Raw genomic sequence first — 25,047 nt, 5'->3', positions numbered from 1 at the left:
GATACGGTAAGCCTGTTCCTGATTCAGTTATGCGCGCACAAGCCTAGGGCTGCTTGATACCCGCGTCGTAATATTTGCCTACGCCGTACTCCGCCCTGCGGAAGAACTTGTCGGCGCTGGGGCCGATAATCTGCATTTCGGAGTGCAACTTCTGCATATCCAGCGCTATGCGCATTTCCTTTGTGCATCCGGTGGAATAGGTCGAATCCTTGCCCGACCATGCTGAAGGCACCTTGCGTCCCATAAGCGCGAAGCTCGTTTCTATATCCTCAACCGTCTGAAAACGCCAGACGTCAAGCAAGCCGCTTCTCTGCACCCGTTCCCACATGAACATGAGATCGTCACCATCCATACCTTCTTCAAAATGCTCGGCGGGATTGATGATGAAGGTGTTTTCAAGCCGCTCGCGAAGATGGCGCACAAAGGTATCCACAACCCGTATGGCCTGCGAGGTCTGCCCGGGAATGGAACCGATGACCGCACTGTAGAACATCACGCTCTTGCCCGTTGCACGGGCTTCGCGCATTTCACTGATAATTTCCTTGGCCTTGTCGTGCAGATCAGCCTCGGTGAACTTGCGCACCCATTTGGCGCGGGGCTTGGTGGTCAGATGGAATTCGCCGTCTTCGGAACGATGGAAGCACACGATGTCCCGGGTAAACTCCAGACCGCAGCCGACAAGATTCATGTAATTCCGGCCGCCCTTGGCGATGATCAGATCACACTCCTTCCATGCGCGGGCAAAGGTCACGCTTGTCTTGTACAGATTGAGCTGCTCGCGCGTGCCGTCGGAAATGATCAGGAACCGGTGCTCGCGCAACATGCGCAACAGGTCGTTCTTGCTCACGTTGTCGTCATGCAGGATATGGGCATCGGCCGTGGCCTGCTTCAGAACAGGGTCTCGCTCAATCTCCCACAGGGTGGGGGTGTTGAAATAAAATCCTTCCTTGAGCGCCAGAACAACCTGATGCCCCTGACGGAGGAGCGAGTGGATGATCTTCAGGTCGAACACGAACGCCCCGCTCACGTCGGGAAGATACAGAATCTTCTTGCGCTCTTCGTCCTCCGGTCCGAGCAGCAGGCGCAGGCGGCTGCATTCTCCGCAGGGTTTTTCCAGCTCGGCTTCCACCTCCAGCGGCGAGGGATCGTTATCCTGCCACAGCACGGGCAGGGTCGAAAGATAGAGCAGGCGGCGCAGTTCGAGAAAATCCAGATCCCAGCGCATTTCGCGTATATCGGCGGCGGAGTTGCATTCCGGCGGATTGGCAAGAATGAGCCGCTCAGTGGAGGGACGCTTCAGAAACTCGCCTGCAAGCCGGTTGGCCTTGAGCTTGCCTTCCCTGTAGGGGTCCGTGACCGCGCACTGGGTGAGCACTATGCTGACAAGACGCTTTGCCAGACGCGAGGGAATCATTATCCGCGAATTGAAGTGCTGGCGGAACCGCATCTTGCAGAACTGAATGACCCGGCGTTCATTGTATCTGTCGAGACCGTGCTGGCGGATGAGCCGCACGATGAAACGCCATATGCGTGTATATTCCAGATGCAGGGTCTTGGGCCGGTGCTTGCTCAGCAGCTGTGTGAAGATGACATCGGAACAGGGCATGTAGACCTGCTGCTCGTCAAGCGCCACCATGAAACGGAGTTGCTCGTCAGGAGCTACGTTTTCCGGATTCATGAGGTGTTCGATATTGTTTTCGGTCTTGAAGTTGTGCAGCCAGGCATCCATGTAAGGGTCTTTGCCCCAACGCACCTCCCGCACAGACTTCAACTCAGGCAACACGCTCATGAATGGCCTCCGGTATGGTTATGGAAAACCGGTCCGCCCCTGCCCCGCGTGGCGGTTGCCTGCGGCGGCCGGAACAGTCCGGCTTGGTGTTCATGTCCTGCCGCGCATACTCTGCGGGGCAGCAGCTACTGCTGATCCTTGTAGAACCCTCTGGTGCGCAGCCTTTCAAAATAGCTGGCACAACCCAGTTCGGCCACAAGCAACCCCTTTGGGGCCGTTGAAATGGTAACACGGTCGCCCGCTTTGAGAATGACACCGTCCTGCCCGTCCTGAGTCAGATACAGGTCCGTATCCGTATCCTGTATATCGATAGCCAGCTCCATATCACCGCACAGCACAAAGGGCTTGAGCGCGTTGAGGAAGGGGCAGATGGGCGTAACCGAAAACGCGTTGAGGTCGGGATGGATGAGCGGCCCGTTGGCGGATACCGCATAGCCTGTGGAACCCGTGGGAGAGGAAACGATGAGCCCGTCTGCGCGCAGGCCGCCGAGACGCTCACCCTGCACATGCAGTTCCAGCTTTATGACCCGCGCAAGGGCACCGCGATGCACGACCATGTCGTTTACCGCCACACCGCTGTAGATACGATGCGAGCTGCGCTCCACAATGCAGGACAGGGCGACGCGGCGCACATAGCGCACGCGCTCGTCAAAGAGCCGTTCAATCTGCGTCTGCCACTCATCCACGGACACTTCGGTCAGGAACCCCACGCGCCCCAGATTGACACCCAGAACGGGGATGTCCGAACCCACAAGGCGGCGCGCCACGCTCAGCATGGTTCCGTCGCCGCCAAGCACAAGCACAAGCCCCCCGGTGGCGGGGAACACTACCTTCTGCCACTGAAGACGGCCGTTTTCGAACACTTCCGCCTCGCATCCGCGCCCGAGGAACCACTCCTTCATGGAGGCCGCGAGCTCAAGTGCAGCAGTGTGTCCTGCCTTGGTAACGATAAAAACTGTATGTATGGTTCGGCTCATCGGATTTCCCTAGTAAAAAGCCGCGATTCCATCAAGGTTGAAGCGGCATTCGGGCCATATATTTTTTCCTGCGGGAAAAAGCGGAGTGCTTACCGTTGTCACTTTGCGCCATTTAGTATACTGCCGGAATGGATTTACGGTACAACGACGGATATGTGATACGTTTTCACAGGCAGGAGCACTAATGACCGATACCGCCAAAGAGATGATTCTGGAACATGCCCGTGCAGGCGCCCGCCTGCGCGAAGCCTATTTCGAAGCCAACGCCGACAAGGTGAACGAAGTGGCCAAGATTCTGGCCCTGTGCCTTGCCCGCGGCGGCAAGATTCTCTTCTGCGGCAACGGGGGCAGCGCGGCAGATTCGCAGCATCTGGCTGCCGAGTTCGTGAACCGCTTTCTCATGGAACGTCCCCCTCTGCCTGCCATTGCCCTGACGACGGACTCGTCCATTCTCACCGCCATCGGCAATGACTACGGTTTCGACCTTGTGTTCAGCAAGCAGGTGCAGGCGCTTGCCACAGAGGGCGATGTGCTTGTGGCCATCTCCACCTCCGGCAACAGCAACAACATCGTTGAAGCCCTCAAGGTGGCGCGCGAACGCTGCATAACCACCATAGGCATCACGGGACAGGGCGGCGGCCGCATGGCCCCTTTGTGTGAACATCTGCTTGATGTTTCCCACCGTCATACGCCTCTTGTCCAAGAAGTGCACATTGCCATAGGTCACCTGCTCTGCCAACTGACAGATCACTATCTTTTCGAGAACGTCATGGAGTTGCAGCCCTACCTGAACGAGCCGGACGGGGCCTGCCACGAATAACCACACCATTTGACGATCGCGCGATCGGCATTATCTCATGCCGTGAAACATTCACGGAGGAATTGTTATGCCCATTTACGAATACAAATGTGAAGCCTGCGGCAAGGAATTTGAAGAACTGGTTTTCGGTGATGCCGCTCCGGCATGCCCCGCATGCGCTTCCGGTGCTACGCACAAGTTGCTTTCCGCCTCCCAGTTCAAGATGCCCGGCGGCACTGTTTCTGCTCCTTCCGGCAGTGCGGGCGGCTCCGGCTGCTCCGGCTGCTCCGGCGGCAACTGCTCCACCTGCAAGTAAACGCAGGCACGGTACGAAATCCCGTGCGGCAGCATGAACTGCCGCCGCACCCGAATATCCGGCGGCCTGCTGCGCCAAAGCGCAACACGTAACCACCGGCACGGAACCTCAAGCTCAAGCGGACGCGAAATGAAGAACATCGTCATCGCCACGCGCGGCTCCAAGCTCGCACTCTGGCAGGCCAACCACATCAAGGATTGCATCGAACGGCAGCATGCGGGCAAGGTTTCCGTTGAACTGCTGGTTCTCAAAACCAAGGGCGACATCATTCTGGATGTTCCTCTGGCCAAAGTCGGCGGCAAGGGCCTGTTCGTCAAGGAAATCGAAGAAGCGCTTCTGGACGGCAGAGCCGACCTTGCCGTGCATTCCATGAAGGATGTGCCCATGGAATTGCCCGAAGGTCTGGTGCTCGGCACCATTCCCCAGCGTGAAGACGCCTCGGACACCTTCCTTTCCGTCAACTACGACACGCTGGATTCCCTGCCGCAGGGTGCCACCGTGGGCACCAGCAGCCTGCGCCGTCAGTCGCAGCTTCTGACCCTGCGCCCCGACCTCAAGGTCGTTTCGCTGCGCGGCAACGTGGATACCCGCCTGCGCAAGCTCATGGACGGCGAGTTCGACGCCATTATCATGGCCACTTCCGGCCTGAAGCGTCTGGGACTCACCGCTCCCAGGCACGAAATTCTGGGGCCGCCCCGCTTCCTGCCCGCCGTGGGTCAGGGCGCGCTCGGCATCGAATTCCATCAGGACCGCGAAGACATCCGTGAAATGCTGGCATTTCTTGAGCACCGCCCCACCCGCATCTGCGTGGAAGCCGAACGCGGTTTCCTCTTCGGTCTGCAGGGCGGTTGTCAGGTGCCCATTGCGGGCCACGCCACCATGACGGGCGACGACACCTTCACTCTGGTGGGCTTTGTGGCCGACCTTGAAGGCAAGCGTATCATCCGCGAAACCGTGAACGGAGCCGAAGCTGCTGCCCGCAACGTGGGCCTTGCCCTTGCAGAGACCGTAAAACAGCAGGGTGCAGGCGCCATACTCGAAGAGGTGTATGCCTCTGAGCAGGCAACCCGCTCATAAGCACCGCGCCTGCCGCACTGCGGCGGATTGCATCACTGATTATTCATTCCGGCCCTTCGGGGCCGGAAATACTTTGCAACAATCACCATTCCCGCTACTGTCAAAGGACGCATGACAAGTACCAACTACCCCCACCTTGCCGAACTTGGCTGGAACGACTTCTTCGAAAACCAGCTTGATGACGAACGCCCTGCGGAAAACGCCATTGTCCGCGTCTGCAGCGTACACAGCATGGTCCTGTTCGTGATGGGGGCAGAGGGAAAACGCCAGCTGGCCATTCCCGGCAACTGGCTTTCCAGCGATCCTGAAGACAGGCCCACAGTGGGGGACTGGCTTATCCTGGACGAAACAGGCCAATGGCCTGTGCGCATTCTGAAACGCCAGACCCTTGTGACCCGCCGCGCGCCTTCCGACATCACCAGCGTACAACTGGTTGCAGCCAACCTGGACACGCTGTTTATCGTCACCTCGCTCAACGACGACTTCAACCTTTCCCGGCTTGAGCGCTATCTCGCCATTGCTTACGAATATGGTGTCACCCCCGTCGTCGTGCTCAGCAAGCGCGATCTGGTCACAGCCGAACATGCGGAAGACTGCGCCGCACAGGTGCGCGCCCTGCATGACGGGCTGGACGTGGTGGTGGTAAACGCCCTGACCATAGATACCGTAAACGCCCTTTTCCCGTGGGTTGAAAAAGGCATGACGGCAACCCTTGTCGGCTCTTCCGGCGTGGGCAAGTCCACCCTCGTCAACACGCTGAGCGGCGAAGAACGCACCCCCACGGGTGCCATCCGCGATTCTGACAGCAAGGGACGGCACACCACCTCAAGCCGCACGCTCTATACGCTGCCCAACGGCGGACTCATCATGGATGTGCCCGGCTTCCGCGAGCTGCGCCTGCCCTCGTGCGAACACGGCATAGCCAAAGTGTTTGCGGATATCATCGAGATAGGCCTTCACTGCGGGTTTACCGACTGCCTGCACGACGGAGAGCCTGACTGCGCCGTTGAAAAGGCCGTGGAAGAAGGCCGCATCACGCGCCGCCGCGTGGAGAACTACCGCAAGCTGCTCAAGGAACAGGCCGCACAGGACGATGAAAAGCAGCAGGCCAAGATATATGCCAGACAGCGCCGCGTGGCTGACCGCGTCGCCGGAAAAACTTCAGGCAAGAAGCAGCGCCGCCGTCGCTGATCCCCTCCTCTCAACTCCCCGCATTTTGTAGATTTCGACACGAAATCGACATCCAATTGTGATATTAATCACAATTCAGTCCTCTATTTCCTCTTCTGCTGCGCCATTCCGCGTTCTGAAAGTTCTTTTCTTCCCATAGTCATATCTGTTCGCTTTATTTCCCGCCCCTGCATAAAATCATATTCATCTCTCTAGTAATTACTATTAATAGGGAAATCCTTTTATATATCCTACCGGATGAAAGGCAGTGTGTTCCGGAGCGTTAAACTCCGACAGAATATGCAGGGCGAGTGAAGTGCTCCCACAACCCAAAATACTTCACGAGGGGTCAGATGAAGCTCATCTGGAAATTATCCATTCCACAAGTCATCTTTGTTCTCATACTTGGAATCATCAGCTACATGGTGATCCATTCTTCTTTTACCGACATGAAGCAACGGTACGTTGAAGACACCGTGCATAACCGCTTCACACGCATCAGCACCGACATACACAAGACAGCCGAAGCAGCCACAAACCTTGCCGCAGTTTTTGCCAAGGTACCGGCCGTGCTTGATGCCTATGCCCTTGCCCACAGCGGCAACATGGATGACGAAAATTCTCCCGAGTCACAGGCCGCCCGCGAAATGCTGCGAAAAGCCCTTGCCCCCATGCTGAACAGCTACAAAGAAATTTCCGGCGAGAGCATGCAGCTGCATTTTCACCTGCCAAACGGCAGAAGTCTTGCCCGCCTCTGGCGCAAGCAACAGGCAAAGCGCAACGGCAAATGGGTTGATATTTCCGACGACCTTTCCTCTTTCCGTCAGACCGTGCTTGATGTGAACAGAACCGGCCAGCCTGTCAGCGGTATTGAGCTGGGGCGCGGCGGCTTTGTGGTACGCGGTCTTGTTCCTGTCAAATCGCCTGACGGCAGGCAGCTCGGCTCTGTGGAAATGCTGTTCGGCTTCGATCCCATTCTTTCCGCCGCCACGGAAGAGGGAAAGAACGAGATGATCATGTACATGAACGGCGACATGCTCAGCATCACCACCGCATTGCAGGATGAAGCCAAGTTCCCGCGGCTGGGCAACTTTGTCCGGACGACCACCCCCAAGGATTCCGGCGTGGAGCAGTTTGTCACGTCCGAGCTGCTGGAACGCGGCAAGACAGACAACACCTTTGACGACCACGGCGAACTGGTGCTGGCCACCTACCCCATTCCCGACTATCGCGGCAAACAGATCGGCGTGCTGGTCTGCGCGGTACACACCGGTTCACTGATGCAGCTCGTAGCCAGAGCGGATACCACGCTCATGGTCATGCTGGCTGGCATGGCGCTGGCTCCGGTGCTGGTACTGCTGGTTTTCCTGCGCCATCTTGTGACCAGGCCGCTCACGAACATCAAGGCCAAGATCAAGGACATTGCAGAAGACAAGGCCGACCTTACAGAGCAGATTCACTGCACCCAGAAGGATGAAATCGGCGATCTGGCCCGCTGGTTCAACACGCTTACCGGCAAGCTGAGCACCATGATCGACGAGATGGAAGGCTACGTGAACGTGCTGAACACCGTTCCCGATCCCATTTTCGTTGTGGACGAACAGTACCGCATCCTCATGGCCAACAAGGCCACGCTGGACTTCCTCGGCATTACCGAAGAAAACCTCAAACAGTGCCGGTGCCACGACCAGTTCAAGACCAGCGTATGCAGCACCCCTGATTGTCCCATCGACATGGTCAAAAAACTCGGCAGACAGGCCGAGGCTGACATCATTGAACTGAAGCAGCCCGACGGGCACAGTGTATTCATCAAACCCTCGGCAAACCTGCTCAAGGATTCCAAGGGTCACAAGGTCGGGTATGTGGAAGTGGCCCGCGTGGTAACCGACCTTGTGCATGCCGAACGTGAAATGAATGTGAAGCTTGAGCGCATCCGTCAGGTGAACGAGGCAACCAGAGAAGCCGCCGTGCATCTTTCAAGTACATCATCCGACCTTGCCCGAGAGTTTTCCGGTGTGCAGCAGGCTCTGGACAACCAGCAGAACCGCCTGCAGGAAACCGTTACAGCCATGGAACAGATGAACGTAACCGTGCAGCAGGTGGCCCAGAGCGCCACGGAAGCGGCGGAGCAGTCGCAGTCCGCACGGGAACAGGCCCAGCAGGGCGCTGCCATTGTGGACCAGTCTGTAAATGCCATTCTGCGCGTCAGCGAGCAGGCATCGGCCATGAAGGTATCCATGCACCAGCTCGGCAAGCAGGCGCAGGAAATTGGCGCGGTTCTGGGCGTTATTTCCGACATTGCCGACCAGACCAACCTGCTGGCGCTGAATGCGGCCATTGAAGCCGCCCGTGCCGGTGAAGCAGGCCGCGGTTTCGCGGTGGTGGCCGACGAAGTTCGCAAGCTGGCCGAAAAGACCATGCAGGCCACCAGCGAGGTGGAAAAGGCCATCGGCTCCATACAGCGCGGTGCGCAGGATTCCATCCGCATGGTGGAAGAGACCGGCGGACTGGTGGAAAACGCCAGCACCCTTGCAACACGCTCCGGCGAGGCACTGCAGTCCATCGTGCATCTGGTAACAGCCTCTTCCGATCAGGTGCGCAACATTGCCACCGCTGCAGAAGAGCAGTCTGCCACCAGCGACCACATCAACGGCGCAATCGACGAGGTGGCCAACATGGCTTCCGACGTGTCGAGCCGTATGGACGCATCCACCGGTTCCGTGCAGGAACTGGCTGCCCTTGCGAAGGAGCTGGACAAACTCTCCAAGGGGTAGACTCCCTGACCCGAATGCAATCAGAGCCGGAAGCATATGCTTCCGGCTCTGATTGCTGACAAAGTCATTTTGGGTATTTTTGGCTCCGCCGGGCAGGAACCTAACGTTCCTGCACCTCGTATAAGCGATGAAAATCCGTTTTTGGACCTTAGCTCCGGCTTAACGGAAATGCGGTCTTACTGAAAACGAGGGTTTGTCATTAACCTGGGCCGGAAGCATATGCTTCCGGCCTTTTCATTTTCTGTTGTTCCAAAGCGGTGCGACTCTCAAAGCCTCTTACGCCGCTCCCTGTCTGTCCAGCGTGCGGCAGTTTATGGCCTCGGCTATGTGCGGCACGGCGATGACCTCTTCATGCGCAAGGTCCGCTATGGTGCGGGCTATGCGCAGAATGCGCGTATAGGCTCTGGCGGAAAGGGCCAGCGCGTTCACGGCCTTGCCGAGAAAGGCATGCTCCGCCGCACCGAGACGGCAGAATTCCTCCAGCCATCTGCCGGAAAGATCCGCATTGGTCATGCAGGGGGTGCCAGCATACCGCGCGGCCTGCAGAGCACGCGCCGCCTCAATGCGCTGACGCATCTCACCCGATGTCACGCCGGTGCTTTCGCTACGCAGATCTTCATACGGCACGGCAGGCACTTCCACATGCAGGTCTATGCGGTCGAGCAGCGGGCCGGAAAGGCGCGCACGGTAGCGTTGAATCTGAAAATCGCTGCACACGCAGGTGTGGCGCTCGTCCGTCTGGTATCCGCACGGGCAGGGATTCATGGCCGCCACCAGCATGAAATCGGCAGGATAGGTCAGCGAAATGGCAGCGCGGGAAATGGTCACGTTGCCTGCCTCAAGCGGCTGACGCATCACCTCCAGAGCAGGCTTTTTGAACTCCGGCAGTTCATCGAGAAACAGCACACCGCGATGGGCCAGCGAGACTTCTCCCGGTCGGGGGTAGGCACCGCCGCCGATAAGCCCCACATCCGAAATAGTATGGTGCGGTGAACGGAAAGGTCGCGTGCGGATAAGCGACTGCTCGCCCAGCATGTCCGCCACCGAATAAATCTTGGTTACTTCCAGCGCCTCATCAAAGGTGAGCGGCGGCAGCACAGTGGGAATGCGCTGCGCAAGCATGGTCTTGCCACTGCCGGGAGGTCCGAGGAACAGCAGGTTATGCCCGCCCGCCGCTGCTATTTCGATGGCGCGCTTGGCATGCTCCTGCCCCTTCACCTCGGCAAAGTCGAACAGCCAGCCATCGCCGGCCGAGGCAACCTCTATATCTCGCTGAACAGGCGTAAGCGCAGTCTCACCGGATAAAAAGCCCACGGCCTCGCCAAGAGAACGGACTGAATATACGTCCAACCCTTCCACCACAGCAGCTTCGGCGGCATTATCCGCCGGAACAAGAAATCCCTTTGCCCCTTCCTTGCGGGCCAGAATGGCCATGGGCAGCACGCCGGGTACGGGCTTGAGTTCGCCGGTGAGCGAAAGCTCTCCCACCACATACCAGCCATCAAGCTTCTTCTGAGGCAGCACCTCCGCAGCACCGAGAAGCGCAAGGGCCAGAGGCAGGTCGTATCCACTGCCCCCCTTGCGACGGTCTGCCGGAGCAAGGTTTACGGTGATACGTGAAGGCGGCAGCTTGTAGCCGCCGTTTTTCAGGGCCGCAAAGACACGCTCTTTGGACTCACGCACAGCCCCTTCAGCCAACCCCACAAGCGTGAAGGCAGGCATACCTTGGCGTGCAAGGTCCACTTCAAGATCAACCCTGAATGCATCAATCCCCAGCAGGGCTGCGCAGGCAACTCGTGCTATCATCGTATCGTACTCCCCCGTTGCCTGCCATTCCTTGCAATCATCGCAGCTCCAAGACCTTATGCTTTCGCAGTTACGGCCGATAAAACGAATCAGCACGGTGCGTTATGAATAACGCACGATGCATTATCCCCTTGCGAAAGTCTATTGAACTATTCTCTGACGTATACGCCAGAAACGTATCCGTTCAGGGTTGGTTTCAAGAAACGGTTATTTTGTCAACGTGTCGCCCGAAAGCGGCATCCGATATCCACCTTTCCAAACAGAGAAAAAGCCGGAGCACCTGAAGTACGCTGCATTTCACTGCAAAAGAAAATTAAAAATCGATGGGGTTCTACATTGCTATTGAGAGCCTTTCTCCTTATCTTTACGCCGCTGCACATCTCTTGCTCAACCCATTTTGGGGGGAAAAATGACTATACGCACAAGGATTCTCATATCAATCCTTAGCCTTTTCTTTGTTTCGCTGACCATGCTCGCGGGAACACTGATCGTTACCCGCTCACAGGACGGAGACGGACTGGCCATTAACCTGTCCGGTCGCCAGCGCATGCTCAGCCAGAAGATCGCCAAGGAAGCCCTTGCTTTTGAAATATCCAAGGACGCCGCTTACAAGGACAGCCTGTCCAACTCCATCCGCATATTCGACAAGACCCTTGACGCTCTCGCAAACGGTGGCTCTGCTCCGCTCACGCTGAACGTTTCCGGTCCTGCGGGAACCCTTTCCGCTCCGGACCCGGACGTTGCCGAGCAGCTCGCACAGGTTTCATCGATCTGGAGAGATTATCGCAGACAGGTTGAAGCCTCGCTCGAAGGCAAGGCGGACGCAACCGCAGCCCTGCCCGCTGCCAGCGACAAGCTGGTAGCCTCCATGAGCAAGGCTGTTTCACTGATGCAGGCTTCCGCAGAAGGCAAGGTTCAGTACCTGCTGTTTCTGGAACTCGCCTGCGCCGCCTTTGGCGCCTTTGTTCTGCTGATCATCCTGCTTGGCCTGCGCCGCGACCTGTTCTCGCCGCTTGCCAGCCTGCGTGCCTATTCGCAGAAGGTGGCAGACGGCAAACTGGATGCCCGGCCTGAAGGGGAATACGCTCACGAGCTGCTCTCTCTCAAGGACGACATCGGCACCATGGTAGCCAATCTCAAGACCAAGATGGCGGAAGCCGACGCGCTCGGCCGCGAAGCAAACCTGCGCGCGGAAGAAACCGCCAAGGCCCTGCAGGAAGCCGAAAAGCAGCGCCAGACCGTTCAGCAGCTCTTTGATACCATGACGGCCGTTGCCAACAAGGCACAGGGCGTTTCGCAGAAGGTGTTTGCTTCGGTTGAAGAGCTTTCGCGTCAGATCGAGGTGGTGAACAACGGTGTCGATATCCAGCGTGACCGCATGACCGAAACCGCCACCGCCATGGAAGAAATGAACGGCACCGTCTACGAGGTAGCCCAGAACGCTTCCAGCGCGGCCCAGTCTGCTGCGCATTCCAAGGACAACGCTGAAACAGGCGCCAAGGGTGTACGCAAGGCTGTCGAATCCATAGAAAAAATTCAGCAGCGCATCATGTCGCTGAAGGATACTATGGGGCAGCTCGGCAAGCAGGCCGATTCCATCAGCCAGATCATGGTCACCATCTCGGATATTGCCGACCAGACCAACCTGCTGGCGTTGAACGCCGCCATTGAAGCGGCGCGCGCAGGTGATGCCGGTCGCGGATTTGCCGTTGTAGCCGACGAGGTGCGCAAACTGGCCGAAAAGACCATGAATGCCACCAAGGAAGTGGGCGATGCCGTAAAGCTCATCCAGAGCCATGCCCGTGAAAACGTGCAGGCCGTTGAACTGGCCGCCAAGGATATTGTCATATCCACGGATGCTGCCAGCGAATCCGGCAGGTTCATGGAAGAGATCGTACATATCGTGGATGAAACGGCCATGCAGGTTTCTTCCATTGCCACGGCGTCCGAAGAACAGTCTGCCGCCTCGGAAGAGATCAACCGCGCCGTATCCGAAGTAACCCGCGTGGCCTCGGACACGGCAGAAGGCATGACTGTGGCGGCACGCGCGCTGGTGGAAATATCCGGTCTGGTGGAAGAGCTTGATACCGTCATCCAGTCCCTTGCCTCGGGCAAGGCTACCGGCGTGGATACCAACGGCAACGGCGACCTTTTCACCTGGACTCCGGACCTTGCGCTGGGCATCAAGTCCATTGACGATCAGCACAAGCGCCTTGTGCACCTCATCAACAGCCTGCACAAGGCCATGAAGGAACGCCGCAGCAAGGACCATCTTATCAGCATCGTTGATGAGCTGAAGAACTACACGGTGACCCACTTCAAGTTCGAAGAAGATCTCTTCGCAAAACACAAATATGCAGAAACTCCCGGACACATTCAGCAGCATGTCAAGTTCGTGGAAAAGGTTCTGGATTTCGAAGAAGGCCTCAAGTCCGGCAAGCTCACCGTTACCATGGATGTCATGCGCTTCCTCAAGGAATGGCTCATGAAGCATATCAACGGCACGGACCGCCGCTACGCCCCCTTCCTGAAGCAGAAAGGCGTTCGCTAGCTGTCCGTAGCTGTCCGGCATCAAGCCCGACAATCTGCCCGGCTATCTGCCCGACTATCAGCCAGACTATCATCTGATGAAACAACAAAGCCCCTGTGCGCCAGCGCAGGGGCTTTTCGTATGCATTCTCGGGAGATGCATTTGACTCGGACTGTATGGGTAACAACCTCTCCCTGCACGGCCAACCGCACTGCCCGCTCTACCTCAGACAAAGAATCACTCATTTCATCCACCCCAAGCTACTATTGTCGAAAGCTGGCGTGCAGCACACCATACACACGCCCGATAACCACCGCCGCAAAACAAAAAAGGCCCCCGCACATGGTGCGGGGGCCTGCTATTTCAGGGAATGGCTGCGGGCTTACAGGTTGTGAACCGGTTTGCCGATACGGCTCCAGCGAATGGAGCTGATGCCGTCCATGGACCAGTAGAGAACCAGCGCCTTGCCCACCACCGCAGAACGGTCCACAAAACCCCAGAAACGGGAATCGTAAGATTCGTCGCGGTTGTCACCCATGCAGAAGTACTTGCCGTCCGGCACCACTACGGGACCGAAATTGTCACCGGGGCCGGGATAGTTGCGCACATGCTGCACATAGGGTTCTTCCTGCTTCTCGCCGTTTACATACAGAACCTTCTCACGCACTTCCACCGTGTCACCGGGAACACCGATAACGCGCTTGATGTAGTGGATGGACGGGTCCTTGGGATACTCGAACACAATGATATCATGCCGCTGGGGATCATTCATGTGCACAAGTTCCGGCCCCAGCACCACCGAATGACGCGACCACCACGTACCGCCGGTGGGATTGGTCTCCTTCACCGCAAAGGGAAAACGGACACCGTAGGTGAACTTGTTCACCAGCAGATAGTCGCCGATCTGCAGGGTCTGCAGCATGGAACCGGAAGGAATGGTGAAAGCCTGAACAATGAAGGAACGGATGAACAATGCCAGAATGATGGCGATGAACAACGCTTCGAAATACTCGGCAAATCCGCTCTTCTGATTCAACTCGGACATGATGCGTTCCATATTCTGCCGCTCGGCGTTTGTCGGGCGGGTAGTGACAGTTTTAGTTTCCGCTACGGGAAACAACAGCCGGTTTAATCATCGCCCACCTTCAAGGCGGCAAGGAATGCTTCCTGCGGCAATTCCACGTTGCCCATGCGCTTCATGCGCTTTTTGCCTTCCTTCTGCTTTTCGAGCAGCTTGCGCTTACGGGTAATGTCACCGCCGTAGCACTTTGCGGTCACGTTCTTGCGCATGGGCGCATTACGTTCACGCGCAATGACCTTGGTGCCGATGGCTGCCTGAATGACCACCTCGAACATCTGTCGGGGAATGGTGTTCTTCAGTTTCAGCGCCACGGCACGACCATGGAACTGGGCCTTGTCGCGATGCACGATGATGGAAAGTGCGTCCACCGGTTCGCCGTTGATGAGCAGGTCGAGCTTCACCAGGTTGGAGTCGCGGTAGTCGATGATTTCATAGTCCATGGAGGCATACCCGCGGGTATAGGACTTCAGCTTGTCAAAGAAGTCATACACGATTTCCGCAAAGGGCAGCTCGTACGTGATGATGACACGGTTGGACGTAAGATACTTCAGATCCTTCTGAACACCGCGCTTTTCTTCGCACAGCTTGAGCACGTTGCCCACGTATTCGTCGGGTACGTGAATCTCGCAGCGTACAAAGGGTTCATACAGGGTATCGATCTTGGTGGGGTCCGGCAGCTTTGCGGGGCTGTCGATATCCACCGTCTTTCCGTCCACGGTCTTGATCTTGTAGATAACCGACGGAGCCGTGGCAATAAGGTCCACGTCGAACTCGCGTTCAAGACGTTCCTGAATGATTTCCATATGCAGCAGGCCGAGGAAGCCGCAGCGGAAACCGAAACCGAGCGCCTGCGACGTTTCCGCCTCGTAGGAGAAGGAAGCATCGTTGAGCTGCAGTTTTTCAAGGGCATACTTGAGCGGTTCGTATTCGTTGGCATCTGAAGGGTACAGACCACAGAACACCATGGGCTTTACCACCTTGAAACCAGGCACGGCCTCGGTCGCGGGGTTGGACACCAATGTCACGGTGTCGCCCACCTTGGCATCGCCCAGCTCCTTGATCGTGGCACACAGATAGCCCACCTCGCCGGCGGAAAGGCTCTTCATCTCGATCATCTCGGGGCTGAATGCACCGACTTTGGTTACTTCGTATTCCTTACCCGTGGCCATCAGACGAATCTTGTCGCCCTTCTTGAGAGTGCCGTCCACCACGCGGAACATGATGATGACCCCCTGATACGAGTCGTACCACGAGTCAAAAATCAGCGCCTTGAGGGGGGCAGCGGGGTCACCTTCGGGAGCAGGCAGGCGGTCCACAATGGCTTCCAGCACCTGCTCCACGTTCAGACCGGTCTTGGCGCTCACACCGAGTGCGTCGGTGGTGTCGAGGCCGATAATTTCCTCTATTTCACCCTTCACGCGTTCCGGTTCGGCACTGGCAAGATCAATCTTGTTCAGAACGGGAATGACCTCAAGATCATGGTCCAACGCAAGATATACGTTGGCAAGGGTCTGGGCTTCCACCCCCTGCGAGGCGTCTACCACCAGCAGCGCGCCTTCGCACGCCGCAAGAGAGCGCGAGACTTCGTAGCCGAAGTCAACGTGCCCGGGGGTATCGATAAGGTTCAGGATATATTCGGTGCCGTTATTCGCCTTGTAGGGAATACGGACGGCCTGAGCCTTGATGGTAATACCGCGCTCACGCTCGATATCCATGCGGTCGAGGTACTGTTCCTTCTTGTCACGTGCCTGAACAAGGCCGGTGATGTCGAGGATACGGTCGGCCAGCGTGGACTTGCCGTGGTCAATGTGCGCGATAATGCTGAAATTTCTGATATGTTCCTGTTTCGCCATATGTATTTGGATGGCGCCCCTCAGGGCGTCATTCCTCCTGTGCATAAGGTTAAGATTCCGGCAGCGGGGACCGCACGCCGGATGTTTTGCGGGATCGTTGCTCCACCGTTGAGGCGAAGCCCGGAGCCCTCGCGCTGAACAGCTTTACTTAGACTATTTGCTGCCGGAAGTCTAACACCAAGCGGGGGCACGCACCGCTGAAATGAAGCATCGCTCATGACGCAATAACAATATGAAATAACTACAAAAGACACTGAAGTCCGCCGAGACACCACGGACAATGTCCGCAGGGCACTGTTATTCCGTGGCAGTCATGTTCAAAGGCCCCCATCTCGCCGGTCATGTCGTCGCAGGGCCCCATGGTGCAGGCCGAACAATCCGGATACTCGTAGGCGCAGACTTCCTTCCTGAATTTCGCATACTCCGGCGCGCGCCATATGGCTTCCAGCGGTGCGTCGGTAATGGAGCCGAAGCGCTCGGGCCGCACTATCTTTCTCTGTCCGTCAAGGTGGCAGGAATACCTGTGCCAGAGGAAGTAACAGGGATGTACGCCGCCGTCGGGCGAAATGAATGCGGCACCATCCTCCACAAAATCACATCGGCGCTCGCTGTGTGCGGCCGCGGCAGGCAGGTGCAGTTCAAGGCCGCATGCTCCGGCCACGCTCCGTGCCTGTGCGAACACCTCTTCCACCTCGGCCAGCGGCAAAGCCCCGTGCTGTTCGATCAGGCGCTTGAGATGCAACGATAGCCCCCGCCCTGCCGCCGCCTGCTGCATCTCCTGCACAAAGGCGACAAGGCGCTTTTCGTCTTCACTGCGATGAAATTTGCGGAACAGGGAATAATAGCGCTCAAGATCCAGCCCCCCGGCTGCGGCCTTTTCTCTCCATTCGGCAAAGAAGGCGAGTGTTTCGGCTGAATCCTGCGTGAAGACGGACTCCGCCGCAGCCTGCTCGTCATAGGGCAGCACGTGACTGGCCAGCATGTAGTCGGCCCCCTGCTCCGCAGCCCAGCGGACAACATGTGGCAGCTCGTGCAGATTGCGGCGCATGATGACGAACTCCGCGCCAATCCGGAACGGTTTTACACCCGGCAGGCTCTCGTTACTGGTGGCTGCATCGCGGGCGACTGCATCACGGGCTTCGCGCAGCATGGCAAACGAACGGGCAAGACCGGCAGTCTGGCCGCCGCCGTGCAGCGTTTCCATTTCTGCCGAGGCGATGGAATCCACGGAAAGACACATGGTGCCGAGGCCGGCCTCCAGCAGATCGGCTGCCAGGCGGGGTGTGAGCGCAAGACCGTTGGACTGGAAGCCCACCCATGCCTCTTCCCGCATATGCGTGCGTGCGAAGCGGACCATGTCTACCAGCCGCGGATGCAGCAGGGGCTCCCCTACACCGTTCAGAAGCACGGCATCGGCATGGGGCAGGCAGGATGCAAGCCTTGCGAATACTTCGAAGGGCATGTCCGCCTCTTCAATGCCGCAGCCTTGCGTCTGCTTGACGCACATGCTGCAGCGCAGGTTGCAGCGGGTTGTCACTTCCACATACAGACGGGCGGGAAACTCATTTGACACGCTTCTTCTCCATATCGCTATCAGTATGCCGTGCTCCGTTTTTTGATTTCGGGCAGGCCGACCATACTAGACAGGCTATTCAGACAGACCATTTGGGCAGACCATTCGGGCATATCAACATGACAGATCATTCAGCCATATAGATCGGATACACCTGCAAGCAAAGGCCGGACGAACGGCTGGGTGAACGGCCGGTCAAATCGACCCCCAAAACGACCTGACGACCGAGTGAATGGGGGTATGGGTAAACGGTCTGCCGAACGATCACTATGGTCACCCCGAATACCCGACCGATAGCCCCGCGTCCACTCCGGCACACAAGCACCAGACATGTCCGGAACGCCCCCTGCCCCACAGCCACAAACGGACGTAATGTGCCTTGCCGCAGGAGCGCAACATTACCGAAGCAACGCTCTGCAGATTATAACAGAAGGGACAACCCATTCCGGTTATGCACAAGTAATGTCCAACTGCCCCTTGGCAAGCACGAAACAGGTATTAGTTATCCGCTCAGACAGCTGCCTCTGGACAAACAGACGGAAAAATCGCAGTCTGCCGAAAACAGGCTGCGGATTCCCGCCATAAGCACACGGGAATCCGCCTTTGCTAACCTTCAACAGGAATGGCTCATGGACGCTGCATCGGACATACCCGGCAGTCCGGTGGCATGGAACGGAATTTTCCTGACCGTGCCCGACGACTGGATACCGGCAATCATTGATACTCGCCACATTCTCTTTACCCGCCACAACATTGCCGTGCTGGAATGCAAATGGACTGCGGAATCCGGTCCCGTTTCCATTCCGCGCAAGTGCCGAGCACTTGAAAAGCAGATGCAACGCCACGAGGGATTCTCTCTCGCATCTGCCGACATCCCTGCCCGCTGGAATGAGATGCTGCAAGGCATGTCTTCCGATTTCGAGGTTCACCCCTTCACGCATGCCGAAGCCAACGGTGCCTTCTGCCTGCACAGACCCTCGAACAGCACCCTTTTCATCCAATGCCCCAACGCCGACGCCCGACCGGACACACAACCGGATGGACAGCCCGACGTGCGACCCGAAGTGCTGCCTGATATGCAGCCTGACGTGCAGTCAGATGTATGTTTGGATGCGCAACTCCGCGACGTACTGCGCAGCATCGGCATGGTCATGTCCGGAGTTCCGGTTCCCTATGCCCTGAACGACCTGCAATTTCTGGCACCGGCCGGATACGTCCTCAGAAATGCGGAGTTCAAGCCCGGACTGAGCGAAATCATCTTTTCGGACGGCCAGTGCGAACTGTGTATCCGCCGTTTTGCTCCTGCCAACGTGGTCCTGCAGGGTCAACCGTTCCGGGTATGGATTCAGGAAACCATGGACACCCCGCTCAAGGATATCCGCAAGGAAAAGACCGGACTGCCCACCGGTGCGCGCAAGCGCTACCAATGGCACCGCGAGGTGCGGCCGAACCTGCTGCAGCGGCTTTCCCTGTTCTCGTCCGGAACACGGCAGACCAAGACCATACGGGGAACAGCATGGGTTGAAGAGCATGAAAACAAGCTGCTCATGGTGACACACGAATCCAGCACCACCACGACCTGCAACGTGGAGACCTTTGAATCGGTCTGGCGAAGCCTGCGCGTTCGCTGACGCTGACGCGGTCCTGCCCGGAGACAGAGTCGGATACGCTTCGACATTGTGCCGGAAGCCGGACCAGATCACACTCCGGCAGACGCACTGCCCTGCGCAATATTCCTGAAAAACCGACGCATTCGCAGTCGGGTCTCTTATCTGTTCCCTTTTTTCCCCTGCAGGGGGACTGGTGAAAAGCGGGACGGATAGTCGCGCCTACAAATCTTGCCGAAGAATCTTACCGGACAATCTTGCCGGACAATCTTGCCGGACAATCTTGCCGATACTCTTGCCGGATACTCTTCCATACAAATCACGCCGGACAAGCATGCTGCCCAATCAAACCAGACCAGTAAGTCTGGATACCAAGTCTGGCTGCGGGCCCAATACCTGGACCAGACAATTCGACCAGAAAAGGGGATCTGGCAAATGGACCTGATAAGTGGACCCGATATGTGTATCTGATGAGAGGATCTGCAGATTGGGCTAAACGATTAGGCCAAATGACCGCGCCCGACGATCTTGCCAAACGATTTGGCCCTAGGACCTTGCCAAACGATCTTGCCAGACAATTGGGCATGATTTCGGGCAGTACCGCCATGCACGGCAGCACACAGCATCAGCAGGCGACCGAATCAGCAGACGGCTGATACTTATTCGTCAGATTCCGGCTGCGGTTCATCGCCGAACAGCATGGCGCGCAGTTCCGGCATGCTGCGTCCTGTCTTGCGGGCAAAGGCAGCCAGAGCCTCATATTCCGGCTTCTCCAGTTTCTCACCATCAAGCGAATAGACCTTGGATTCCACATCCCCGAAGGGAGCCCGCATGGTGGATGCCTGACGCTGCAGCACAACACGCTCCACGCAACTGCGGCGTATGCCGAGGGTATGCGTATGCCTGAAAAATGCCTCCTGCACAGAGTCCGCGTTATCCTGCGCGCACAGTACTCGCAGCACACCACCCGGCCTGTTCTTTTTCATGATACCGGGCAGATAGAGCACGTCCAGCGCACCGGCCTGCATCAGCGCTTCAAAGCCAAAGCCGATATCCTCACCCGTGAGGTGGTCCACGTTGCTTTCCAGCTGCACCACAGTCTCGACCGTCATGCACGAAGCATGAGCATCGGCACCGGAACGCATTCCCGCCTGTTCCAGCAGAAACACACGCAGCCCGCCGCCCGATTCGCGCGTGCCATAGCCAAGGCCGCTGCCACGCAGTGTACCCTGCGGCCCTTCCGCAAAACGGTCTGCCAGAGCGTCTACAAGCAGCGCGCCGGTGGGAGTTATCATTTCCTGCGTAAAACCGGTCGGGTGTACGGGCTTGCCCTGCATGAGGCGCAACGTTGCCGGTGCGGGCAGCGGCAGGGTGCCATGCTCACATTCCACGGTGCCGGTAAACCACGGCAGGGATGAACAGACCACCTCACACACGCCAAGCTGTTCCAGCGCCCAGAAGGTGCCAACCAGATCAACCAGCGTATCCACGGCACCCACTTCATGAAAGTGTACCGATTCCACCGGCACACCATGCACGGCAGCCTCAGCTTCAGCCAGTTTGTGCAGGGCCTTCAGACTCTTTTCCCTGACCGGACCGGACACAGCCAGGCGCTGAAAGATATCTTCAAGTTCCGGCAAATGCCTGAGCGGCTGCCCGTCTTCCCAGTGAATGCGCATGACGTTCCCGACAATTCCCTGCCGGGATACAGGCATGGGCCTGATCTCCACGGGAATGCCCGCCCCCGCAAACAGGGCTTCCAAGGGGGGGTATTCCACGCCGAGACCGTGCAACGCTGCAAGCAGCATGTCGCCGCCCAGACCAAAGGAGCAATCGAGAAACAGTGATCGCATGCCTACTCCTGATGACTGTTATACAAAACCCGTGCACGGATACCACCAGCGCACCAGCCGGAAGCACGTTCCGCCGAGCATACTGTAATGCAAAAGCGTGTACCGCGCGAACGGGCAGAGCGACACCCAACCTCAACCGACCTCACCGCACCGAACCTGGCCGAACCTGACCGAACAGCAACGACAGCGAGAATGGCAGCGGGAACGGCAGCGGGAACGGCAGAAGACGCGCCTTGCCGGACAATGCACAAACGCACAGAAAATCAGCCCCGTGCGGAGTTCCGGTAAATATCATCACCATAACATGTTATGGTGATTATTTTTTCTTGTTTGCCGTGCCAAAAGATGATTATAGTAAACCTACGGAAAATGAAACCAACGGCCCATGCCTAACATACTTTTCTGGCAGAGCAAGGAGGAGTCCCCATGCTTATTCGCGACTGGATGACAAAGAATGTACTGTCCGTCACCCCTGACACGTCCATGATGAAGGCCTCCAAGATACTCAAGGAGCACGACATCAGCAGACTGCCCGTGGTTGACGCCAACAACCGCGTTGTCGGCATCGTTTCCGATCGCGATATCAAGGAAGCATCGCCATCCAAGGCGACCAGCCTTGACGTACACGAGTTGTACTATCTGCTTTCCGAAATCAAGGTGAAGGACATCATGACCGTGGACCCCGTGTGCGCCAAGCCGCTCGACACGGTGGAAAATGCGGCTGTCCTCATGATCAGCAAGAAGATCGGCGGCATGCCTGTCGTAGACGACAACAACGTTCTGCAGGGCATCATCACCGACAGCGATATCTTTGAAGTGCTGATCACCATCACCGGTGTCCGGTACGGCGGCGTGCAGTTCGCCTTTGAGCTGCCCAACACGCCAGGCACCCTCAAGCCCATCGTGGATACCCTGCGCGAACACAACGCGCGCATCATCTCCATCCTCACTTCCATGGAAGGACCGGAGAAGAACAAGGAGAGCCGCGTGGTCAACATCCGCATCATGCCCATGGACCGCACGGCCGAAAACAAGATCATCGAAGAACTGAAAGCCAGACACAAGATGCTGTTCTGGGCACGCGATCACGTACACACCGTGTCATAGTGCCGACACAGCGACTTGACGTAACACCTGCATGCAAAGGGGAGAGCGAACGCTCTCCCCTTTTTCAGTCCGGATCTTTTTCCGCCCCAAGCGGCGCCCCATTTTCCTTCACTGCATATTCAATCACCAGCAACACGCTGAAATACAATAAAAAACATTCGAACGACTTCTCTTGAAATTTTAATTTCGTTGTGGCATGTTAGGCGACACTTACGGGGTGAAAAGAAATCAGATCGGCACGCGCAGATACAGTGCCACATCCCCCGCAAGGCAACGGGTCTGCAGCGCACACGATGCGCTTTTTTCAGGCAGACCATTGACAAACTCCTATATCCGGCCTTATCCAGTGCGGGATAATAGCTGAAGATTGACCATTCATGCTTTTGAATGGTTTATCATTACCTGTGTGGAAACAAGTAGCGGACAGCTGCTTACATTGGTTGCCGGATTCCATTCCGGTTTCCGGCATAGTCCAGCTCGATACACGCTGAAGAGCATGTCCAAGGAGGACACAAATGGCTGAAGTTTCTTTTAAGGGTAAGAATTTTGAGGTTGATGAAGACGGCTTCCTGCTTCGCTTCGAAGAATGGTCCCCCGAGTGGGTTGAGTTCGTAAAGGAATCCGAAGGTATCGCTGAGATCACCGAAGATCACCAGAAGATTCTGGACTTCCTGCAGGACTACTACAAGAAGAACGGCATCGCTCCCATGGTTCGTATTCTGTCCAAGAACACCGGCTTCAAGCTGAAGCAGGTATACGAACTGTTCCCCTCCGGTCCTGGCAAGGGTGCTTGCAAGATGGCCGGTCTGCCCAAGCCCACTGGCTGCGTTTAGTCGCTACCAGCGCGCAAGTGCACACAAGGCGGAAGCTTCGGCTTCCGCCATTTTTTTTTGCCTTTCCGGCAATGGAACAGACAAAGGCCCCCGCAAGAATCATCTTGCGGAGGCCTTTGGCAATGCAGCATTTCGCATCCTGCTAATGCTCGGTACCGCCGTTGCAGTCATCCATCAGCAGATCCCAGGCTCTCGCGCGGGATATGTGCTCATTGGCCAATGCGCTTGCAACGGAAACGTGCGTCTTGCGCACTGCACCAAACATGGATTCCACGTGCCCGACTATGGAGAGCATCACATCAGCGGGCACTATGAAATCACCATCCTCCGTTCTCTCCACCGCTCGCAGCGTCCCGGCGAACTTGGCGAAGTCCTTCCCCAATTTTTCGATCATATCTTCCATGCAGTTCTTGCGCACAACATCCTCCTGTTACTCTGTCTCGCAGCGGGTTTTCCACATACTTCACACCGCCGTGCAGCAGCGATTGATGCAGAATACCGACAAGCACGTTTTTACTGGGAAAAGGCCGAGTGCAAGAATTAACATACTGCAAATAAATGCAATTTGCTTACTACAAGACACTCCCTAAAACGCCCCCCTTCTCCCTTGAAAGGCAAGCTAGCGCCGACAGGTCGGACCAACAAGTATATTTTTTTCCACATCAGGAGGGGATACTTAGGAACAACTGCAAGAATCTCAGGCACTGAGATTATGCAAAAACGAAATAGAACCGGATCAAATCCGAAAAAAATGTTGCCACAAGTTTTCGGAAACGATAACAGATATTCTTTTTAACTTTCGCCTAACATGTATCCCGCAAAGAAAGTACGCCCCACCCAATACAACAATCCGCCCCGGAATCGCCTATTTCCGGGGCGGATGCCAACCAACCGCACACCATTACGGTGCAACGGTCAACGCGGTGGGGAAATCTGGCACCAAACCTTGGGGCGTGGTGCAATACGGTCCAGCAGCATGCGGCAGATACCGCCCTGCTGCCTAGAACAGGCTCAGCAGCATCTTGGTTGCCACGGCATACAGCAGAATGGCGAATATGCGCTTAAGCTTGGATACGGGCAGACTGTGTGCCAGCCTCGCGCCAAACGGCGCAGTCAGAACGCTGGCGGCAATAATGCCGAGAAGGGCCGGAATGTAGACGAACCCGATGGTCCAGTCCGGCAGACCGGCAACGCCCCAGCCGTTGACCACATACCCGAGCGTCCCGGCAAGGGCGATGGGCAGGCCGATGGCCGATGCGGTGCCGATGGCCACATGCATCTGCACGTTGCACCAGGTCATGAAGGGAACGGTCAGCGTGCCGCCGCCAATACCTACAATGCTGGAAACACACCCGATAATACTGCCTGCGCCGAAGATGCCGGTGGTGCCGGGAATCTCGCGGGTGGGCTTGGGCTTGATGCCCATGAGCATCTGCGTTGCCACATAGTACAGGAAGCAGACAAACACGACCTTGAGAATGCCGGTGGACATGCGGGCGGCAAGCCACGATCCGAGCAGGGTGCCCACGATGATACCCGGCGTGATGCTGCGGAAAATATCCCAGCGCACGGCACCGAGCTTGTCATGCGCCCTATAGCTGGCAACAGAGGTCATGATGATGGTGGCGAGGGATGTACCCAGCGCCATGTGCATCTGGTGTTCGACAGGCAGCCCCTGCCACTGGAATGCAAAATGAAGCATGGGCACGATGACAAGACCGCCACCGATGCCGAGCAGTCCGGCAAGAATGCCTGCAACCGCACCAAGGGCAAGATACAGAATAAGAGTGGTAAACATGGTTCCTCGACAATGCAGCAACCATGCATAAAGCCGCCCCGTAAGGAGCAGGCATGAGGCGCTGCCGGCGTGTGTTCATCAGATGGGGCTGCCGCGTATCTACC

Annotated in this window: 18 protein-coding genes; 9 read left to right on the top strand and 9 right to left on the bottom strand. The window is 57.1% G+C overall.

Going from position 1 to position 25,047, the window contains the following annotated elements; translation table 11 throughout:
* Positions 1 to 43: 43 nt before the first annotated feature.
* Positions 44 to 1,789 (bottom strand): ARMT1-like domain-containing protein, encoded by a 1,746-nt coding sequence (locus HUV30_RS06300; RefSeq protein ID WP_174404555.1) that lies wholly within the window; start codon positions 1,787 to 1,789, stop codon positions 44 to 46.
* A gap of 125 nt (positions 1,790 to 1,914) precedes the next feature.
* Complete coding sequence (locus HUV30_RS06295) at positions 1,915 to 2,766, bottom strand: NAD(+)/NADH kinase (RefSeq protein ID WP_174404554.1); 852 nt, start codon at positions 2,764 to 2,766, stop codon at positions 1,915 to 1,917.
* Between the two features lie 184 nt (positions 2,767 to 2,950).
* On the opposite strand from HUV30_RS06295, the gene HUV30_RS06290 reads away from it, so the two are divergent.
* The 5 genes from HUV30_RS06290 (at position 2,951) to HUV30_RS06270 (ending at position 8,902) form a co-directional block, all read left to right on the top strand.
* A complete protein-coding gene (locus HUV30_RS06290; protein WP_174404553.1) occupies positions 2,951 to 3,586 on the top strand; it encodes a D-sedoheptulose 7-phosphate isomerase in 636 nt (211 codons plus the stop codon).
* 67 nt (positions 3,587 to 3,653) lie between these two features.
* Positions 3,654 to 3,881, top strand: coding sequence for an FmdB family zinc ribbon protein (locus tag HUV30_RS06285; RefSeq protein WP_174404552.1), 228 nt, complete (start codon positions 3,654 to 3,656; stop codon positions 3,879 to 3,881).
* 129 nt (positions 3,882 to 4,010) lie between these two features.
* The gene (gene hemC, locus HUV30_RS06280) at positions 4,011 to 4,958 is read left to right on the top strand and encodes a hydroxymethylbilane synthase (RefSeq protein ID WP_174404551.1); all 948 of its coding nucleotides are present in this window, start codon (positions 4,011 to 4,013) and stop codon (positions 4,956 to 4,958) included.
* 111 nt (positions 4,959 to 5,069) lie between these two features.
* Positions 5,070 to 6,149: a ribosome small subunit-dependent GTPase A gene (gene rsgA, locus HUV30_RS06275; protein WP_174404550.1), complete on the top strand. Its 1,080-nt coding sequence runs from the start codon at positions 5,070 to 5,072 to the stop codon at positions 6,147 to 6,149.
* A 332-nt stretch (positions 6,150 to 6,481) separates the two neighbouring features.
* Positions 6,482 to 8,902 carry a methyl-accepting chemotaxis protein gene (locus HUV30_RS06270; RefSeq protein WP_174404549.1) on the top strand — a complete coding sequence of 807 codons (2,421 nt, stop codon included), beginning with the start codon at positions 6,482 to 6,484 and terminating at the stop codon, positions 8,900 to 8,902.
* Between the two features lie 276 nt (positions 8,903 to 9,178).
* On the opposite strand, the gene HUV30_RS06265 is transcribed toward HUV30_RS06270, so the two are convergent.
* Positions 9,179 to 10,708, bottom strand: coding sequence for a YifB family Mg chelatase-like AAA ATPase (locus HUV30_RS06265; RefSeq protein WP_174404548.1), 1,530 nt, complete (start codon positions 10,706 to 10,708; stop codon positions 9,179 to 9,181).
* Between the two features lie 409 nt (positions 10,709 to 11,117).
* Between HUV30_RS06265 and HUV30_RS06260 the strand changes: the two genes are divergently transcribed.
* Positions 11,118 to 13,259: a bacteriohemerythrin gene (locus tag HUV30_RS06260; protein ID WP_174404547.1), complete on the top strand. Its 2,142-nt coding sequence runs from the start codon at positions 11,118 to 11,120 to the stop codon at positions 13,257 to 13,259.
* Positions 13,260 to 13,620: 361 nt separating this feature from the next.
* On the opposite strand, the gene lepB is transcribed toward HUV30_RS06260, so the two are convergent.
* From lepB to HUV30_RS06245, 3 genes are all read right to left on the bottom strand, one after another.
* Positions 13,621 to 14,283, bottom strand: coding sequence for a signal peptidase I (gene lepB, locus HUV30_RS06255; RefSeq protein WP_174404546.1), 663 nt, complete (start codon positions 14,281 to 14,283; stop codon positions 13,621 to 13,623).
* Between the two features lie 83 nt (positions 14,284 to 14,366).
* Positions 14,367 to 16,172 (bottom strand): translation elongation factor 4, encoded by a 1,806-nt coding sequence (lepA, locus tag HUV30_RS06250; RefSeq protein ID WP_174404545.1) that lies wholly within the window; start codon positions 16,170 to 16,172, stop codon positions 14,367 to 14,369.
* Between the two features lie 241 nt (positions 16,173 to 16,413).
* Entirely contained in the window at positions 16,414 to 17,745 is a 1,332-nt protein-coding gene (locus HUV30_RS06245) for a radical SAM/SPASM family putative metalloenzyme maturase (RefSeq protein ID WP_174404544.1), read from the bottom strand.
* A gap of 629 nt (positions 17,746 to 18,374) precedes the next feature.
* Between HUV30_RS06245 and HUV30_RS06240 the strand changes: the two genes are divergently transcribed.
* Positions 18,375 to 19,376: a hypothetical protein gene (locus HUV30_RS06240; RefSeq protein WP_174404543.1), complete on the top strand. Its 1,002-nt coding sequence runs from the start codon at positions 18,375 to 18,377 to the stop codon at positions 19,374 to 19,376.
* Between the two features lie 635 nt (positions 19,377 to 20,011).
* Here HUV30_RS06240 and larC read toward each other — a convergent pair.
* Positions 20,012 to 21,205 carry a nickel pincer cofactor biosynthesis protein LarC gene (gene larC / locus HUV30_RS06235; protein WP_174404542.1) on the bottom strand — a complete coding sequence of 398 codons (1,194 nt, stop codon included), beginning with the start codon at positions 21,203 to 21,205 and terminating at the stop codon, positions 20,012 to 20,014.
* Positions 21,206 to 21,631: 426 nt separating this feature from the next.
* Between larC and HUV30_RS06230 the strand changes: the two genes are divergently transcribed.
* Both HUV30_RS06230 and HUV30_RS06225 read left to right on the top strand, forming a co-directional pair.
* The gene (locus HUV30_RS06230) at positions 21,632 to 22,312 is read left to right on the top strand and encodes a CBS and ACT domain-containing protein (protein ID WP_174404541.1); all 681 of its coding nucleotides are present in this window, start codon (positions 21,632 to 21,634) and stop codon (positions 22,310 to 22,312) included.
* 515 nt (positions 22,313 to 22,827) lie between these two features.
* Complete coding sequence (locus HUV30_RS06225) at positions 22,828 to 23,145, top strand: TusE/DsrC/DsvC family sulfur relay protein (RefSeq protein ID WP_174404540.1); 318 nt, start codon at positions 22,828 to 22,830, stop codon at positions 23,143 to 23,145.
* Positions 23,146 to 23,287: 142 nt separating this feature from the next.
* Here the strand turns inward: HUV30_RS06225 and HUV30_RS06220 are convergent, their stop codons facing one another.
* Both HUV30_RS06220 and HUV30_RS06215 read right to left on the bottom strand, forming a co-directional pair.
* Positions 23,288 to 23,563, bottom strand: coding sequence for a hypothetical protein (locus HUV30_RS06220; protein WP_174404539.1), 276 nt, complete (start codon positions 23,561 to 23,563; stop codon positions 23,288 to 23,290).
* Between the two features lie 582 nt (positions 23,564 to 24,145).
* Positions 24,146 to 24,943 (bottom strand): sulfite exporter TauE/SafE family protein, encoded by a 798-nt coding sequence (locus HUV30_RS06215; protein WP_174404538.1) that lies wholly within the window; start codon positions 24,941 to 24,943, stop codon positions 24,146 to 24,148.
* Between the last annotated feature and the right edge of the window lie 104 nt (positions 24,944 to 25,047).

The organism is Desulfovibrio subterraneus (genome assembly GCF_013340285.1).
Lineage (GTDB): Bacteria > Desulfobacterota > Desulfovibrionia > Desulfovibrionales > Desulfovibrionaceae > Halodesulfovibrio > Halodesulfovibrio subterraneus.
The sequence above is the reverse complement of the archived record's forward strand: the minus strand, read 5'-3'. Positions and strand labels throughout refer to the sequence as shown.